The organism is Salipiger sp. IMCC34102 (genome assembly GCF_004145405.1).
In the GTDB taxonomy this organism is placed as follows: Bacteria; Pseudomonadota; Alphaproteobacteria; order Rhodobacterales; family Rhodobacteraceae; genus Loktanella.
Genome location: NZ_SELQ01000014.1, coordinates 1 through 16432, shown reverse-complemented (window position 1 = coordinate 16432; position 16432 = coordinate 1). Strand labels below are relative to the sequence as shown.

At 66.5% G+C, this 16432-nt stretch carries 16 protein-coding genes; 3 read left to right on the top strand and 13 right to left on the bottom strand.

Annotated features, from left to right (window positions below; all coding sequences use genetic code 11):
* Genes EU805_RS16760 through EU805_RS16750 form a run of 3 tightly spaced genes read right to left on the bottom strand, consistent with a single transcriptional unit; the run spans window position 1 to window position 4134 of the window.
* A complete protein-coding gene (locus EU805_RS16760) occupies window positions 1–942 on the bottom strand; it encodes a glycosyltransferase family 2 protein (protein ID WP_129765130.1) in 942 nt (313 codons plus the stop codon).
* Entirely contained in the window at window positions 939–2090 is a 1152-nt protein-coding gene (locus EU805_RS16755; protein ID WP_129765129.1) for a glycosyltransferase, read from the bottom strand. Before EU805_RS16755 ends, EU805_RS16760 begins: the two co-directional genes overlap by 4 nt.
* Before the next feature lie 4 nt (window positions 2091–2094).
* A complete protein-coding gene (locus EU805_RS16750; protein WP_242494218.1) occupies window positions 2095–4134 on the bottom strand; it encodes an HAD-IIB family hydrolase in 2040 nt (679 codons plus the stop codon).
* 88 nt (window positions 4135–4222) lie between these two features.
* Between EU805_RS16750 and EU805_RS16745 the strand changes: the two genes are divergently transcribed.
* Window positions 4223–4588 carry a hypothetical protein gene (locus tag EU805_RS16745; protein ID WP_129765128.1) on the top strand — a complete coding sequence of 122 codons (366 nt, stop codon included), beginning with the start codon at window positions 4223–4225 and terminating at the stop codon, window positions 4586–4588.
* Between the two features lie 16 nt (window positions 4589–4604).
* A complete protein-coding gene (locus EU805_RS16740) occupies window positions 4605–6395 on the top strand; it encodes a histidine kinase N-terminal 7TM domain-containing protein (protein WP_129765127.1) in 1791 nt (596 codons plus the stop codon).
* 222 nt (window positions 6396–6617) lie between these two features.
* Here the strand turns inward: EU805_RS16740 and EU805_RS16735 are convergent, their stop codons facing one another.
* The 3 genes from EU805_RS16735 to EU805_RS16725 are packed head-to-tail and all read right to left on the bottom strand — an operon-like array spanning window position 6618 to window position 9984.
* Window positions 6618–6941 (bottom strand): hypothetical protein, encoded by a 324-nt coding sequence (locus EU805_RS16735; protein WP_242494217.1) that lies wholly within the window; start codon window positions 6939–6941, stop codon window positions 6618–6620.
* 5 nt (window positions 6942–6946) lie between these two features.
* Window positions 6947–9430 (bottom strand): cytochrome c oxidase subunit I, encoded by a 2484-nt coding sequence (gene ctaD / locus EU805_RS16730; RefSeq protein WP_129765125.1) that lies wholly within the window; start codon window positions 9428–9430, stop codon window positions 6947–6949.
* A complete protein-coding gene (locus tag EU805_RS16725) occupies window positions 9427–9984 on the bottom strand; it encodes a cytochrome c oxidase subunit II (RefSeq protein WP_242494216.1) in 558 nt (185 codons plus the stop codon). Before EU805_RS16725 ends, ctaD begins: the two co-directional genes overlap by 4 nt.
* A gap of 129 nt (window positions 9985–10113) precedes the next feature.
* Here EU805_RS16725 and EU805_RS16720 point away from each other — a divergent pair, with 129 nt between their 5' ends.
* On the top strand, window positions 10114–10629 hold the full coding sequence (locus EU805_RS16720; RefSeq protein WP_129765124.1) for a DUF2231 domain-containing protein: 516 nt from the start codon (window positions 10114–10116) through the stop codon (window positions 10627–10629).
* Here the strand turns inward: EU805_RS16720 and EU805_RS16715 are convergent.
* The 7 genes from EU805_RS16715 to EU805_RS17970 form a co-directional block, all read right to left on the bottom strand.
* Entirely contained in the window at window positions 10602–11114 is a 513-nt protein-coding gene (locus EU805_RS16715) for a CopD family protein (protein WP_129765123.1), read from the bottom strand. The genes EU805_RS16720 and EU805_RS16715 overlap by 28 nt on opposite strands.
* Window positions 11111–11827, bottom strand: coding sequence for a cytochrome c oxidase assembly protein (locus EU805_RS16710; protein WP_242494215.1), 717 nt, complete (start codon window positions 11825–11827; stop codon window positions 11111–11113). Before EU805_RS16710 ends, EU805_RS16715 begins: the two co-directional genes overlap by 4 nt.
* A 395-nt stretch (window positions 11828–12222) precedes the next feature.
* Window positions 12223–12960 (bottom strand): ABC transporter permease, encoded by a 738-nt coding sequence (locus tag EU805_RS16705; protein WP_129765122.1) that lies wholly within the window; start codon window positions 12958–12960, stop codon window positions 12223–12225.
* The gene (locus EU805_RS16700; RefSeq protein ID WP_129765121.1) at window positions 12957–13892 is read right to left on the bottom strand and encodes an ABC transporter ATP-binding protein; all 936 of its coding nucleotides are present in this window, start codon (window positions 13890–13892) and stop codon (window positions 12957–12959) included. Before EU805_RS16700 ends, EU805_RS16705 begins: the two co-directional genes overlap by 4 nt.
* Window positions 13889–14977 carry an ABC transporter permease gene (locus tag EU805_RS16695; RefSeq protein ID WP_129765120.1) on the bottom strand — a complete coding sequence of 363 codons (1089 nt, stop codon included), beginning with the start codon at window positions 14975–14977 and terminating at the stop codon, window positions 13889–13891. Before EU805_RS16695 ends, EU805_RS16700 begins: the two co-directional genes overlap by 4 nt.
* A gap of 106 nt (window positions 14978–15083) precedes the next feature.
* Window positions 15084–15992, bottom strand: a complete 909-nt coding sequence (locus tag EU805_RS16690; RefSeq protein ID WP_207208133.1) for an ABC transporter substrate-binding protein — start codon at window positions 15990–15992, stop codon at window positions 15084–15086.
* Window positions 15993–16323: 331 nt separating this feature from the next.
* Window positions 16324–16432: IS3 family transposase (locus EU805_RS17970; RefSeq protein WP_370318198.1), on the bottom strand; the 109-nt coding region annotated here is incomplete at its 5' end.

The following is a 16432-nucleotide window of genomic DNA, read 5'->3' as shown; positions in this document are numbered from 1 at the left end:
TTACCCGGCGGCCGCGACCGGTGGCGAGAGCTTGGCCATCTCGCACCGCGCCGCGCGCCCGTTCAGGTAGTCGAGCACACGCCGGGTGCTGGCATAGGGCATGTTCCCCTCCTGCCTGCACAGCGCCAGATCCGCCTCGTTCGGCTCGCGCAGGATGCGGATGCCCTCCGGGGTGTCCTCGATCAGGCCCATCATCTTGAAGGCATGCAGCCAGTGTTCCATCGTCCGGTAGCCCCACTTTTCCTTGAAGAGTTCGGCATTGCGCACGACCGAGGGGACATGGTGGATCGGCGGCATGAAATGCGGGTGATACTGGTGATGGACCTTCGCCCCCTTCAGCCACCAGATCTTGAGGCCCGCCTCGTCGATGGTCTTGCCGAAGTCGGTATCCTCTCCGCCGTAGCCCACGTAGCGCTCGTCGAAGCCGCCGGAAGCGGTCCAGTCGTCGCGGTGCATCGCGAAGTTCAGCGACCAGAAACACCGGTAGTCGTTGCAAAAGCGCACGCCCTCGGGCGGGGGGCCTTGGCGGTCGCCGTGACGGACCGATACCGCCTCGAAGCTGGCCTCGTCCCAGTCGCCTTGCGTGGCGCCTTGCGGCAGGTAGCCGACCTCGCCCATGAAGAGGCCCGCGCCGGGTTCGAGCCGGGCCGCATAATCCGCAACGAGCGATGGCGCGGGGATGCAGTCGACATCCACGAAGATCAGCTTGTCGCCCGTCGCCGTCCTGGCCACCGCGTTGCGCGCCGCCGCAAGCGGCAGTTCGGGGCCGGTCACGTGGATCTGGCGGACCGGGAACGGCGTGTCCGGTAGATCGTAGGGATCGGCCTGCATGACGCCGATCACGAGCTCGTCGGGACGTTGGGTCTGCCGGCAAAGCCCGGTCACGACATTCGCCAGATGCTCCGCGCGTCCGGCGGCCAGGGTGAGAACGGAAACGGTCATGCGGAAGATCCTTGAAGTTCGGTGAGTTCGGGATGCGGCTCTGCGAGCAGGCTCTCGATCCAACGCGCGACCTTGTCGGCAGGTACCGGATCGAGAAGGCCCGCCTGCGCGGCCGGGTCGTGGTCGGCATGGGCGCGGTCCACCGCTTCGGTCCAGCGATGAGCCGAGGACGGCAGGTGCGGAAGGTGGACGGCGACGCCCGCGCGGGACAAGGCCTCGGCCTTCTTTACCTGTTCATCAAAGTACCGCCATTCCGGCACGACGATCCATGGTTTGCCCGCGCGCAGGACCTGCCCGCAGGTCGTGTTTCCGGTGGAGGACACGACGAGGTCTGCCGCCGCGATGTAGAGGCCCGGATCGTCGACCCACCCCGCATGCCGCAGGTTGGCGGGTTCGGTGGCGTGCCAGTCGGTCTGCACCGCGCCGATGGTCAGCCAGGTGACCTGCGGCATGGCGCGCGCGGCGACGCCCAGCGGGGCCGATGTCACGCCGGACCCGCCGCCGCCCGACACCACGAGGTGCACAACGTCGCTTTCGCCCAGCTTCAGCCGCCGGCGTGCGGTGGCCCGGTCGGGAAGGTCGGTGGCATCGCCCAGGCCACCGGCAAAACAGGTCTTCACGACATGCCGCGCAGGCCATTCGGGCTGCGCAAGATCCGCGTGAAACGGCGCGAGAAGGCCCAGCGCGCCGTCATAGGCCGCCATATGCCCCTGATCATCGCGGTCGCCGTGCTGCAAGACGGCCACGTGCGGCACCGAGCAGATCCGCGCCATCTGCGCGATCTCGGCAGAGACGTCGGTGATCATCAGCGCGGGATCGGCCGCTGCGAACCAGGCGGCGATCCGGGTCATGGCCTGCCGGATGCCGGGCCAGCCCACCGGTGCGCAATGAAGCGTCTGCGGAGTCTGCAGAAGGGCGAAGCGGTCGTCTTCCTGGCCCGTCCGCTCGAACAGCGAGGGGATCCGCGTGATCGTCACGCCGGGCCGCAAGGGCGGGAAGATGTCGTCGCGCGCGCAGAAAATCGTCACGGGACGCGTGGCCTCCAGCGCATTGACGATGGAGGCCGCCCGAACGGCATGGCCGCGCCCCTGGTGGTGGCAGAAATACCCGATGGGGCGGCGTGCAGGGGCGTGGGCCAGATCCTTCATGCGCCTACTCCGCCACGAGCGGCATAGGCCGCCGTGCCATATGCGCCTCGATCCCTTCGATCACGCCGTGGGCATGGGGTCGGGTGGCGCGATAGAGGCCTGGATGCGCGATATGGTCGATCTCGGCCCGCGCGTTCGAGGGGGCCACGGCAAGTGGCAGCTCCGCCAGCATGTCCGCGTCATTGCCGCTGTCACCGGCCACGATACAGGATCGCTCGGGCAGACCGATGCGATCGAGCTCGAACCGCACGGCGGCGGCCTTTCCGGCCCGCGCCGGGATCACGTCGATGAAACGGTCGTGCGAGGGGATCACGCGGGCGGGGAAACCGGCCTGCGCGAGGCGCACCTCTATCCGGCGCGCATCCGCGACCGTGCCAAGGAAGGAGCGCTTCCAGGGCCGCTGCTCGTAGCCGTCCTGTGCGGTCAGCCCCAGGTCCGACAATGCCGCCGAGATTCCGTCCACGTCCCATCCGTCCGAGATGGCCGTTGCATAGTCGTCGCACATGGCCAGCCCGCCCTTGCCGTCGGGACGCCAGATCTCTGTCCCGACCGAGGTGATCCAGCTTCGCGGCACGGGCAGCGCCCAGTCGGCCAACACCCGGCGCGCCTCGGAGACGCAGCGGCCGGTGACGACCGCGAAACTGACCGAGGGGTGGGCCGAGAGCCAGCGCCCGAACGCCGCGGCACCGTCACGGTCGCCGGTCAGCGTGTCGTCGATGTCGCTGGCCAGCAGCAGATCGGCCCGAAAAACGGGTGCGGGTGCGGCCAGAAGATCGCGGTAGATCCCGTCGACCCGGCGTACCCAGCCCGGCCAGCTGTAGACGGCCCGTGCGCGAAGGCGCGCCCGCTCATTTGCTCGGGCATCCGACTGCAACATTTGCGCGATGGCGCGGCCGATCTCTGCATCGTCGCCGGGATCGACCAGCGCCCCTGCGCCGATCTGCTCGACGATGCTGGGCGGTCCGCCGTGACGGGTCGCGACCACCGGCACACCGGCCTGTGCCGCTTCCACGACGGTCAGCCCAAAGGGTTCGTGATAGGCGGGGGAGACGAAGACGCCCCCCTGCGCGGCGAGGGCATAGAGCGAATGGACGTCCTCCGGGGCATGCTGTCGCGGCATGGCTATGCTGCCCCACAGATCGTTCCGGTCCGCCAGGTCGAAAAGCTCCGCGATCACCGCGCGCTGCTCGGCGCAGCCGTCCGTCAGGCCGTCGCGCAGGCCAGACAGGATCACGAGGTTCGCCCGCTCGCGCAACGTGGGATCGGACGCATAGCCCCGCAGGACGCCCGCGAGGTTCTTCTTGCGCACCGGGCGGGCGATTCCGAGGACGATCGGCTTGTCCGGATCCCGCAGGAACGGCGCGATCAGGCGCCGGGCGGCACGGGTATCGGTGGTGCGGATCGCGTCGACCCCCGGATCGACCCGGTGCACGCGTCCTTGCGCCTCGATCCCGTAGGCGGCGACCTGTCGTTCTGCCTCGTCGCGCGAAGAGGTAATGACCGCGCCGGCGTGGAGGATGGCCGCGCGCTCCTGGTCGATCCGTTTCGAAAGCTCGGGGCCTGCCGCGCCCGTCCGGGCCTTGTCGATCCCCAAGGAATGCGGCGTATAGGCCCAAGGTATACCGAACCGCTCTTGCGCCGCGCGGGCCAGCCGGGCCGCGTCGGCGAAATGGGCGTGGATCAGGTCCGGGCGCGGACCCTCTTCCAACATCCGCAGAAACGCCTGTTCCAGACGCGGAAGCTCTTCGTCGAGCGCCTCCTTGGCGAGATAGGCGCGGTTTTCGGTGAACAGGCGCCGGATCGTGCACTTGGGACCGAAGGGCTCTTCGTCCCGTGCATACCCTGGCCCGAGCCGCGGATCTTCGAAACCGCGCGTCACGATCGTCACATGCCTTACCGTGTCGAGCGCGGCCTGCTCCGCGGCGGCGCCCAGGACGAAGGCGATATGGCCGCCGGTGTCCTCGGTCAGCCCGTAAGGCACAGGAGGCGCCGAAAGGCAGCCACCCAGAGCGACATGCAATACATGCAGACGATCGTCTGTCACCTTAACTCCACCTCTTATCTAAGCATAGGGGCTTGGTGCGCGAGGTCGCCTCAGACAGCACTCAAAGTCTCGTTCCGTAGCAGCGCGCATGGGAGCGCTCACGGACAAAGCCGATCCTGCGGCGATCGGTTCCTGCGACATTTTGAAATTTAAAGATTCATTTAAGTACTTTAGGTCCGCACGACGTCGCAGCCTGAAAGCAGGCCGCGCGATTGGCGGTGTGGAGGTTGCGACTCAACGTGCCGTGGGGAAGCCGCTGGCAATAACGCTGTTGCAGCGCAAAAACGCGCCGGATCCAGGGGCCCGGTCGAACAACGCCACTTGCGCGAAATTCAATCTCTCCCGGCCCGACAGGGCCGTTCCAATGCCATTCAAATGCCACGAATTTCCGGTTCTGATCGCGGAAGTTCGTTTGGTTCGGCCCATCCTGTCCGAACCTGTGTTTCAAGAGTAAAAACGGGAGCGGGTTATTGGCCTGTCTAGAGAATCTTGTCTTCGATAGCGCGGCTGAAGTCGGGGTCGCGATTCTCGTCCTCATCCTCGGCGTCATTGCCTGGGTCACTCGTCGTCCCATCGGTCCGGGGCATGAGTTTTTCGTCCTGACGCACATCGGTCTGGCGGTCTGGCTTGGAACATCGGTCCTGCAGGTCGCCTCGCCCACCGCGGCCTGCAAGATCACGTGGTATACGCTGAGTCTGCCTGCCCTGACATTCGGAACGGTCAGCTGGTCGCTCTTCATGGTGGAGTTCGGTCCGATTCAGGTCAAGCGCGTCAGAAGGTGGGGCTACCCCGGATTGGCGGTCTCGACTTTGACGATGATCCTGCTGGCCGCGACAAACGGCGCTTACGAAGCCTTGGTCCATACCGATACGCCCCTCTCGATCCTGGACAATCGACCGTCGATCGTCCCGGATTGGGGATGGGCCTTCTATGCCATGCTGGTTCACAATTACGTCTGGATTGTCTTCGCCAGCGTCGTTTCGGTGCTCGGCTTCTGGCGGGCAAGCCCCTATTTCCGTCCGCTTTTCGGCAACCTGCTGATGATGACGATGGTGCCCGTGATCACCAACGCGGCCTACCTGCTTTTTGGCCACACCATCTGGGGTGTCGATCCCACGCCCTACGCCTTTGTCTTGTCGCTGGTCGCCTATGGCTGGATCCTGATCAACAGCCGCCTTCTGAGCGTCGAGGTCGTCGGAGAACGCCACCTGTTCCGAGAAGCGGATTACCCCAAGCTTATCGTGAACCGAAAGGGCGAGATTGTTTCCGTCAATTCTCGCGCCAGGGAGCTGCTCGATGGGCCCGATTCCGCGACGATGCAAAATACAGTAAACGAACTTGCGACGAGTTTGCCCGCCGGCCGGGAGATCGACGCCCACCGCCACGACATCATCGACGGTCGCGCCTACCGCCCGAGCATCCTCGTGGTCGACGATCCCGTGCACCCTGAACGGCCCCTGCTGGGCTGGACGATCGGCATGATCGACGTCACCGAGGAAGAAGAAGTGGCCCGACGCCTTCTCGTCGCCAAGGAACGTGCCGAGGAAACGGTACGCCTGCAATCCGAGCTGGTTTCCGTCATCAGTCACGAGTTGCGCACGCCGCTCACCTCGATCCGCGGAACGCTCGATCTTCTGGACGCAGGCAAGCTTGGAGATATCCCAAAGACGGCCCGGCGGGGTGTGGGTATCGCGCGTCGGAACAGCCAGCGGCTGGGCAAGCTCGTGGATGACCTGCTCAACCTGCACAAGCTGGAAGCCGGCCACTTCAACCTGGATCTCGAAGAGCTGGAAGTGCGGGTTGTCCTGACGGCGGCCTTGGAGGATCTCGAAAGTTACGCTCATCAGCGCGACGTGCGGTTGGTCCTTGCAGAGGGGCGGCAGGTACAGGTTTGTGCCGACACGCTCAGACTGCAGCAGGTCATCACGAACGTCGTCTCGAACGCGGTGAAGTTCTCGAACGCAGGTGACGCCGTTCGCGTGGAAACCGTCCTGGCGGGCGAATGCGTGGATATCCGGGTTACCGATACCGGAATGGGCATACCCGCAGGGTCGGAGGAGAAGGTCTTCGGCCGTTTCGCGCAGATCGACAGTTCATCCGCCCGAAGCAAGGAGGGTACGGGACTGGGCATGACCATCGCCAAGCTGATGATGGAACAGATGGGGGGGCGCATCTTCTACCGCAGCGAACTTGGCCATGGCACCACGTTCCACATCGAGATCCCCCTCGCGACGCGCGCGGCCGAAGGCGCGGCCGCTTGACCGGACCGACGTGACCGCCGATGGGATTCAGGCCGCGACGGCATGGAAACCGCTTGGCAGGTCAGCTTGTTTGGTCGCACCCTCTGACTGCGCAACCGAAGACATGGTGCACCGCGACGGGCCTATCCCTGCGGGGCGGAAGATCCAGTGCCCGTCAGATGCCGCAGCCCCCCGCGCCAAATTGGCCTTCCGGTCATCGGTTCGGATCCTCACGCGGGGTGGTCAGCCCATCACCCGGCACTCCGCGACGGTGGCCAGCGGGAACAGCGTCCAGAGGATCGCGACCACCCCGACCCAGGCCAGCGCCACGCTGACCCGATAGGCGAAACCCTCGTCCGCCCGGAACCGGGTCGACCGCAAGGCGATCAGGATGGCCACCTGAAGGACGATGGCGGCAATCCAGGCGGCAAGCAGGGCCAGGCGGAAAAGCGAGCTGCCCGCAAGCGCAACGTCTGGCCAGCCTGCCGCGCAGCCGATGCCATGCAGGCCATAGATGGCGCTGAAGCTCGCCAGCCACACCAGAAGCGGCAGCAATATACGCAGCACGTCCTTCACGCCAGAACGCCCGGCACGTGCGCCGCAAGCAGGCTCAGGACCGTGATGCCGGCCAGGTAATCGGTCCAGAGCAGGACGATGTGAAACTCCGCCACCCGCACCGCCGAGGCATAGCCCCGCCGGACGCGCGCGATGACAAAGGCCAGCATCAAGCCGACGAGCAGCGCGTGAAACAAGCCGTAGGCGCCCAATACGAAGAGCGTCGCAGCATAGGCATGACCGTCCGCCGGCGGCAGCCGGACCAGCAGGGTGGCGAAAACAAGCGCGGTGACCGCGGTGGCTCCAAGGGCCAGTGCCAGCCTCGGCAGCGCGCCACCGTGTCGGCGGTTGCGGCGGATGGCGAACCGAAGCGCCAGCATGGCGATCACCGCGGCAAGCGTGCCTGCGCCGAATTCCAGCAGCGACGGGGCCAGCCATTCCTGCGGCGGCCAACCCGGCGCGACCGTCCAGAGGAAGGCATACCCGAAGAGCAACGAGCCGAAGAAGGTGGCATTCGCGACCAGCAGGAAGACCGACCCCCACCAGCCGGGCGATTTCTCGGTCTCGCCCGCGAGCGGAAGCGTGACCCCCCTGCCCGCCTCCTGCGGGCCCTGATCCATCTGCGTTCCCAGCCGCCAGACCCAGACCACCGCCAGGGCGGCCACCCCAGCCAGCGCCAAAGGCGTCACCCAGTAGAGCTTCAGCAAGATCGACAGGAAGAACAGTCCCGTGACCGCCGCCATGACGATCGGCAAGCGGGTATTGCCCGGGTAGATCACCATGAAGTCCGGGCGCGCCGCGCCGATGCTGACCGTCAGCGTCTCTCGCCGGTCGGTGGCCGGATCGCCCAGGTACCCTTCGCCCCGGGCGAGCCGGTTGGGCAGATCCGGATCGCCGTGCAGGGGATCGCGCGTGTCGACTTGCGGAAGGCTTGCGAAATTGTAGGGCGGCGGCGGGGACATGCTGGCCCATTCCAATGACCCGGCCTTCCAGGGATTGCGCGCGGCGCGCACAGAGACGAAGGCATGGATCAGCAGATCCACCAGTACCATCGCCAGACCGATCGCCATGACGAAACTGCTGATCGAGGAGATCAGGTTGATCGTGCCCCAGCCCGTCTCGGCGTCGTAGGTCTCGATCCGGCGGCGCTGGCCCAGAAGACCGACCCAGTGCATCGCGAGGAAAGTGCCGTGAAAGCCCAGGAAGATCAAGGCGAAGGCCAGCTCTCCCAACCGGAAGAAACGCCGCCGGCCGCTGAAGAGTGGCAACCAGTAATAGATGCCCGCCAGGATCGGGAAGACGAAGCCGCCGAACAGGACGTAGTGCAGGTGCGCGGTGACGAAGGCCGTGTCATGGACCTGCCAGTCGAAGGGGACCACGGCCACCATGACGCCGGTCAGTCCGCCGATCAAGAAGGTGACGAAGAAGCCCAGGATATGCAGCATTGGCAGGTGCAGCTCGGGCCGTCCCTTCCACAGCGTGCCGATCCAGGCGAAGACCTGCACCCCCGTCGGCACCGCCACCAGCGTCGAGGCGGCCGAGAAGAACGCCAGCCCCATGAAGGGAATGCCGGTGGTGAACATGTGGTGCACCCAAAGCCCGAAACTGAGGAAGGCCAGCGCCACGGCCGAGGCGACGATCCAGCCGTAGCCCAGCAGCGTGGTCCGCGCCATCACCGGGATGATGGTCGAGATCACGCCGGCGGCGGGCAGGAAGATGATGTAGACCTCCGGGTGGCCGAACAGCCAGAAGAGGTGCTGCCACAGCAGGCTGTCGCCCCCCAGCTCGACCTGGAAGAACGGCAGACCGAAGGCACGCTCGAGCTCGAGCAGCACCGACCCCAGGATCAGCGGCGGAAAGCCCGTGAGGATCATCAGCGCGGTGACCAGCGCATACCAGGCGAAGATCGGCATCTTGTCGAGCGACATGCCCGGCGCGCGGTATTTCAGGATCGAGACGGTCAGCTCGACCGCGGCGGCGATCGCCGAGATCTCGACGAAGGTGATGCCGATCAGCCAGAAATCGGTATTGATCCCCGGCGAATGCAAGGGGCCGGTCAGGGGCGGATACATGAACCAGCCACCGTCCGGCGCGATCCCCAGCACCATCGCCACCAACAGCATCGACCCGCCGAAGACGTAGCACCAGTAGCCGTAGGCCGTGAGCCGCGGGAAGGCGAGATCGCGCGTCCCCAGCAGCTTCGGCAGCAGGTAGATCGCCAGCCCCTCGAAGGTGGGAATGGCGAAGAGGAACATCATGATGGTGCCATGCATCGTGAAGAACTGGCTGAAGGCGCCGGCATCGGCGAAAGCCGAATGCGGCGTGGCCAGTTGCGCGCGGACCAGCATCGCCAGTACGCCGCCCACGAAGAAGAAGAAGAAGGACGTCGCGAGGAACATCCGGCCCAGATCGGTGTGGTTCACGCTGCTGGTCCAGCCTTTCCAGCCGGGCTCGGAGGCCCAGATGGCCGACAGCCTGCGATGGCGGCGCAGCGCGGTCATCGGTCACCTCCCGCGACGAAATCGGCCCAGGCCTGCGGATCGTGCGCGATCACGGCGAACCCGTGGTCGCTGTAGCCGGGGCCGTTGTATTCGGCCGTGAGGCCCTCGTAGGTGCCCGGCATATCGGCCTCTATCCTGATCGTGTTGACGTGTCCCGGGATGGCATCCAGCTTGCCCGCAAGACGCGGCACCCAGAAACTGTGGACGACATCGGCGCTGGTGATGGCGACATCCACGGGGCGGCCTGCCGGAATATGCATGATGCCGTCGGTTATGTGACCGGGCCGGTCCGCGTAGGCAAAGCTCCAGCTCCAGCGTCGGGCCTCCGCTTGGACGCTGACCACGTCGGTCCCGTCGCGGGGCATCAGTTGCTGTCCGGAATAGACGCCGTAGACCGTCAAGGCGGCCAGGACCGACATCGTGAACCCCAGGCCGAGCCCGACGATCCAGACCTTGACGTCCCTTCCCTCGTCGGGGGCGCGCCCCCGCGTCCGGAAGGCCGCGCCGAGCAGCAGCAGCACCAGTCCAAGGATCCCTCCGGCGCCCGCCAGCATCACCCACCACAGCGTGGCGATGGTCCGCGCGGCGGGACCGGCCGGATCGACGACGGAAAGCTCTCCACCGCAACCAATCAGCAGGCTACACGTTAGTGCCCCGCAACCGAATCGAAGGCCCCTGCCGACATGACCGACGAACACGTCAACCAGAGCAACGAGAAGCTGGTCGACCCGATTGCCGAGGATCCGGGTTACAACGAGACCGAAACCCTCATCGCGGTGGCCGGTCACCCGATCCACGCCATGAGCGTCGCCTTCCCGGTGGCGCTGTCCTTCTGCCTTCTTGGCGCCGACATGATCTACTGGTGGACCGGCGACGCGTTCTGGGCGCGCGCAGCACTCTGGGCTGCGGGCACCGGTTTCCTGTTCGGCGTCCTCGCGGCCTTCTCCGGCACCGCCGAGTTGCTGCTGGTCAGCGGCATCCGCGCCCGGCCCGCGGCCTGGACCCATGCGATCATCGCCGTGACCCTGCTTTCGGTGCTGGGGGCGAACTGGGGCCACAGGCTCTACGGCTACGAGGACGCGGTGCTGCCCTACGGCATCCTGCTCTCGGCCTTGGGCGTGGCGATGGTGGCCTTCACGGGGTGGCACGGCGGCAAGCTTGTGTTCGATTATCATCTGGGCACGTCGAAAGGCAGCTGACCGTTCCGCGGGCTGAGAAGCCACTCGGGAAGGTCGATCGGCCCCACGAGGTCCGGCTTGCCGAGCACGAGGAACAGGATCGCCAGCACCGGGACGAAGGTCGCGCTGATCGGCCAGACCGGGGGTGCGGGACAATCCCGGCCGGGCTTTTCGGCCACCTGCACGACGAGATGCCCGATCCAGGCATGCGCCGCCGCGAGCGCCGCCACGAAGACGAGCTTGGCATAGAACCAAGGCACGAAGACCTCGCGCAGGAAGATCAGCCAGGTTCCGGCGACCACGGCAATGACTGCCGCGGGTGTGACGATGACCGCGTAGGTCGTCTGCGTCGCGCGGCGGATCCGCTGGTAGTCATCCGGCGTGACGGCGGGGTCGTGGCGCGACAGCATCAGGGGCAGCGCAAGCAGCCCGCCGCACCACAGGATGAGCGCGGTGATATGCGCGCCCTTGAAGATCGCGATCGCCCAAGGAAGCCAGTCGCTCATGCGCTCAGGCCCGCCTTCAGCGCCAACCAGTTCCGGCGCGCGAGCGAGACCGCCAGCACGGCGTAGGGCAGTCCCGCCGGCACCCACATCAGCACCCCGCCAAGCTGCTGATCCTGCAGGGGTGTCAGCCCCCAGGCATAAGGGGCGATGACGTGCGCGGCATAGAGCGGGTCCGGCGCGAAAGTCAGGATCGCCCCCAGCATGCCCATCTGCGCGAAGGCGGCGACGGTGAGCGACAGCGCCTCCACCGCGGAGAGGCCGGGGGCGAGGATCGCGCGCCACATCCAGATCGCGCTTGCTAACAGCGACACCTGCATCAGCCAGTAGACCCCCACGTGACCGAGCGCTGCATCGTAGGCCACCGGCAGGTGCCAGCCCCACAGCACCGCCGTCGCGACCACGAAGGCCGGCACCGCCTGGCACGTCCGCCGCGCGGGCCAGGCGCTCGCGATCAGGGGGGCGGCCACGGCGACCAGCAGGACGTGATGCACCACCCGGGCAGAGAACAGCGCCGCGGAGAGCGCGCAAAGCGGTGAGACGAAGGCCACGACCAGGACCGCCACGGCCCAGGCCCCGCCGCGACGCCGGCCGAGGGCGAAGGCGAGCACGCCCAGGCAGGCCAGCAGCACGGGATCGAGGTTCCAGCTTGCCCACAGATCGGAGGGGTCCGGGGCGGGTCCGCAATATACTCGGTTCAGATCGTCGTCGAACACCTGGCCCTCGGTTCTGCCTGTGGCTTACCTGTCGGTCATCAATGTAGCCAGGTCGATCCGGGGGACCATAGGCAATCTGCGCCCTTGTCCTCCGAACCCGCCTCCGCGGACAGCCGATAGAGGTGGCCCCCTCCGCCGCGAGCGTCGATCCGCCGATCATCGCCTGTTGTCTTGTCTGGGGCATTCCCGACTCGCCGGATCGTCTCGCGACCGGGCGCATGGATGGGGTTCCTCACCATTCCCGTGGGTTGGACCGCGAGCGTAGCTGATGTCGAATTTCCGATGGCGGGTGTCCGGGCAAGCGAGCCTGCAACTCGGTCAAGATTGGGTCGCAGGCCCGTTTGTCCTTTCGGATCCTTCGAATGCACCATCGCTCGGGCGCTGGAAATTCGGCGTCACCCGGCACCGGTTCGCTTGGCGAGGAACGCCTCGATCTGGATCAAGGCGTCGTAGATCAAGACCGCGAAGAGGCCCACGATCAGGCCGCCCTGCAGCACGAAGGCGGTGTTGTTGGTCAAGAGCCCGGCGATGATCACCTCGCCCAGGGTTCGGGCCGCGACGGTGGAGCCAATGGTCGCCGTGCCGAGGGCGATCACCACCGACAGCCGTATGCCGGTGAGCATCACCGGAAAGGCCAAGGGCAGTTCGACCCGCAGGAGCCTCTGCCAGCGGTTCAGGCCGATACCACGGGCCGCTTCCATCGCCGCAGGCGGCAGCGATGTCAGGGCGGTCACGGAATTTTCGAAGATCGGCAGCAGGCCGTAAAGGAACAGCGCCACCAGTGTCGGCCCGGCGCCGAAGCCCAGCATGGGCACGGCAAGGGCCAGCACGGCCACGGGCGGAAACGTCTGCCCCATGTTGGCGATGGTGCGCGAAAGCGGCCGGAAGGCGGCACCTGCGGGGCGGGTGACGAAGATGGCGAGCGACACGGCCACAAGGGTCGCCGCAAGGGTCGCCGCTGCGACGAGGCCGAGGTGGCTGAGCGACAGCGACAGCAGAGAGCTGCGGGCGTAGATCGCCGGCGCGCCCTGTGGTGCCAGCGGTGCGAAGAGGGGCAGGAACCACTCCGGCCGCAGCACGAGCGCCAGCAGCAACAGCACCAGCAGGGGGCGCAGGATCAGCCCAATCTTCACGCGTGCAGTTCCGCGCGATTTCGGATCGCCTCGAAGGTCACGCGGCCGACGTGAACGCCTTCGCGCGTGACGGGCACGGCGGTACGCCCGGTCCAGAGGCAGGCGGCCAGTGCCTCGCGCAGGCTGGCGTCCGCCGGCATGGCCTCCCCTTCGGCGGGGCCGTCCTCGATGAGTTCCGACAGGGGGATCAGCGACAGAAGACGCAGCGGCCGGTCGACATCTCCCACCATGTCGCCGACGAAATCCGTGGCGGGCTTGGCGATGATCTCGGCCGGCGCGGCGTATTGCACGAGCTTGCCGCCGTCCATCACCGCGACCTTGTCGCCCAGGCGGATCGCCTCTTCCATGTCGTGGGTAACGAGCATGATGGTCGATCCCAGATGCTGCTGGATGCGGCGAAGATCGTCCTGCGCGCGCGCCCGGATGATCGGGTCGAGCGCGCCGAAGGGCTCGTCCATGAGCAGAAGCTCGGGCCGCGAGGCCAGCGCCCGCGCCACGCCGACGCGCTGCTGCTGGCCACCGGACAGTTCTGCCGGGTAGCGATCGCGGAAGGCCGCCGGATCCATCGAGAAGAGGGTCAGCAGCTCGTCCACCCGCGCGCGGATCTTGGGTTTCTTCCAACCCAGCAGCCGCGGCACGGCGGCGATGTTGCGCGCCACGGTATGGTGCGGAAACAGCCCGTGCCCCTGGATGGCGTAGCCGATCCGGCGGCGCAGCAGGTGCGGCTTCTCGGCATGGGTCGGTTTGCCGTTGATCCGCACCTCTCCGGAGGTGGGTTCCTCGAGCCGGTTGATCATGCGCAAGAGCGTCGTCTTGCCCGATCCGGACGTGCCCACGATGACGGTGATCGAGCCCGTCTCGACCGTCATCGTTACGGCATCGACGGCCTGCGTGTCGCCGTAGGTCTTGGTCAGATTGTCGATCTCGATCATGCGGTGTCCTTCGGGATCGGTTTGGCCAACTCGACGAGGATGTCCATGACGATGGCCGAGGTCAGCGCCAGCGCGACCGTCGGCAGCGCGCCCAGCAGGATCAGGTCGGTGGCCGTCTGGTTGAGCCCCTGGAAGACGAAGGTGCCGAGCCCGCCGCCCCCGATGAGACCCGCGATCACCGCAAGGCCGATGTTCTGCACCAGAACGATGCGCAGACCGGTCAGGATGACGGGCAAGCCGAGGGGCAGCTCGATCCGCAAGAGGCGCTGGGTCGACGTCATGCCCATGCCCCGCGCGGCGTCGCGCGCGGCGGCGGGGGCCGAGGCGAGACCGGCGACGGTATTCCCGACGACCGGTAGAAGAGAATAGAGAACGAGCGCCAGGAAGGCGGGGGCGAAGCCGATCCCCGCGATGCCGATCGCCTGCGCCCCGGGCAGGTTGTCGCCGACCCAGCCCAGAAGCGGGATCATCAGCCCGAACATGGCAAGCGACGGAATGGTTTGCAGAAGGCTGAGCACGGGAAGAACGCTGCCTCGCAGCTGCGCGCGGCGATAACAGAGAATACCGAGCGGGAAGCCGATGACGGCAGCCGTGGCGAGCGAGCCGAACGCCAGCGCGAGATGGCGCAGCACCGCGTCGGCGAATTGCGCCTGGCGACTGGCGTATTCCTGGAAGATCGACAGCGGCGCCAACGCGCCCGACCAGAGGATCGCCGCCAAGGCGCACAGCACCGCGGCCAGCAGTCCGGCTCGGGCCAGCGGCCCCGGTGCCATTTGGGTCAGCGCATCGGTCATCATCAGGGTCAAGACCAACAGCAAACAGCAAAAGCCCATGGCGGGCGAGACGCGGGCGTAGGCGCTGTCGGCCCCCTCCAGCAATGCCGGGGCGCCTTGCATCAGCAGCCAGAAAAGGCCTCCCAGCCCGAGGAGCGCGCCGCCGAGGCGCAGGTAGTGCCGCCCGGCCGGCACGCCGAGCGCAAGGCCCAGCACGATTGCGGCGACACCGGGCAGCGTCTCGACGGGGCTGGCGACGCGCCAGGCCAACACGCTGTCACCCGCCACGATGCGGTTCGCGGCGATACTCATGAAGGGGATCAGAAGTGCCGCCATCCCGAGGACGGCAAAAAAGACGCCCGGCGGGGAAAACCCCCGCCAGGCCTGCGATGTGGATCGTCCGGCGGCGATCAAGCGATCAGTCCAGCACGCCGCTCTGTGTGAGGTAGTCGCGTGCCACGGCCTCCGCCGGTTCACCGCCGACCTGGATGCGGCCGTTGAGTTCCTGCAACGTCTCCATGTCGAGGGCGTTGAAGATCGGGTTCAGCACCTCCGGGATTTCCGGGTATTCCTCCAGCACCTCGGCGCGGACGATGGGCGTGGGCTCATAGACCGGCTGCACGCCCTCGTCGTCCTGCATCACCACGAGACCGGTCGCCCCGATGCCGCCGTCGGTGCCGTAGACCATCGCGGCGTTCACGCCCGAGGTACCGCGCGCCGCGGCCTGGATCGTCGCCGCCGTATCACCGCCCGACAGGATCACGGTCTGGTCTTCCGAAAGCGCGAAACCGTAGGTGTCCTGCATGGCGGGCAAGACAGCGGGGGACGAGACGAACTCGGTCGAGGCCGCCAGCTTCACGTCGCCCCCGTTCGCAACCCAGGCGCCGAAATCGGACATGGTGGTCAGGTCGTTCTCTTCCGCCAGGGGCCCCGTGACGGCGATGGCCCAGGTGTTGTTGGCCGGCGCGCTGTCGAGCCAGGTGACGTCGTTGGCTTCGGCGTCAAGCTCCGCCGCGCGGTCGTGGGCCTCTTGCGGGTTCTTCCAGACATCGCTGTCGGCTTCGTTGAAGAAGAAGGCCGCATTGCCGGTGTATTCGGGATAGAGGTCGATCTGCCCGGCCAGAAGGGCCTCGCGGACAACCTGCGTGCCGCCCAGCTGGAGCCGCCGCTCGACGGGCAGCCCGGCATCTTCCAGGGCGAGGGCGATGATATTCCCCAAAAGCCCACCCTCCGTGTCGATCTTGGAGGAGACGGTGATGTCGGTCTGCGCCTGAGCGGCTGCGGTGAAGGCGGCGAGCAGTCCCGCGGCGGTGAGAAGTGATTTCACGGATAATTTCCTTCCGGTGGATAAGGGCACGACGCCGTTCGGCGTCCGGTCAGAAGGGAAGATAGCTTACGAAGGTCGCCTGCCAACCTCGCCGGGGTGGTCGAGGCCAAGATCTCGGAATGTACCCAAGTTGGATGGACAGCGCGCCGACCTCGAAAACACAAGGCCAAGGACAGTGTTTGTCGATGCATTGGGCAGTGAAAAGTAAGCTTGATCGGCGCTTCGATCTTCATCTTCTAAATCAAGAAGCGACCGCCCGCGTCTTGCTTGGCGCGATTTGACCGGCTTGAGTGAACGCACTCAGTTCTCCGTTTGAATAGCCCCGAGTTTCTTAGACGCCTTCGTGCCTCAGTTTCTGCTGCCGCTCGAACTCGAGCGGCGACAGCATTCCGTTTCTCGCGTGCTTGCGCTTCGGGTTGTAGAACATCTCGATGTAGTCG

What these genes read in the sequence shown, in the direction of transcription:
- EU805_RS16760 (WP_129765130.1), bottom strand. Translation starts at nt 942, where the DNA reads ATGACCGTTTCCGTTCTCACCCTGGCCGCCGGACGCGCGGAGCATCTG.
- EU805_RS16755 (WP_129765129.1), bottom strand. Translation starts at nt 2,090, where the DNA reads ATGAAGGATCTGGCCCACGCCCCTGCACGCCGCCCCATCGGGTATTTC.
- EU805_RS16745 (WP_129765128.1), top strand. Translation starts at nt 4,223, where the DNA reads ATGGGAGCGCTCACGGACAAAGCCGATCCTGCGGCGATCGGTTCCTGC.
- ctaD (WP_129765125.1), bottom strand. Translation starts at nt 9,430, where the DNA reads ATGACCGCGCTGCGCCGCCATCGCAGGCTGTCGGCCATCTGGGCCTCC.
- EU805_RS16725 (WP_242494216.1), bottom strand. Translation starts at nt 9,984, where the DNA reads ATGCTGGCGGGCGCCGGAGGGATCCTTGGACTGGTGCTGCTGCTGCTC.
- EU805_RS16720 (WP_129765124.1), top strand. Translation starts at nt 10,114, where the DNA reads ATGACCGACGAACACGTCAACCAGAGCAACGAGAAGCTGGTCGACCCG.
- EU805_RS16715 (WP_129765123.1), bottom strand. Translation starts at nt 11,114, where the DNA reads ATGAGCGACTGGCTTCCTTGGGCGATCGCGATCTTCAAGGGCGCGCAT.
- EU805_RS16700 (WP_129765121.1), bottom strand. Translation starts at nt 13,892, where the DNA reads ATGATCGAGATCGACAATCTGACCAAGACCTACGGCGACACGCAGGCC.
- EU805_RS16695 (WP_129765120.1), bottom strand. Translation starts at nt 14,977, where the DNA reads ATGAGTATCGCCGCGAACCGCATCGTGGCGGGTGACAGCGTGTTGGCC.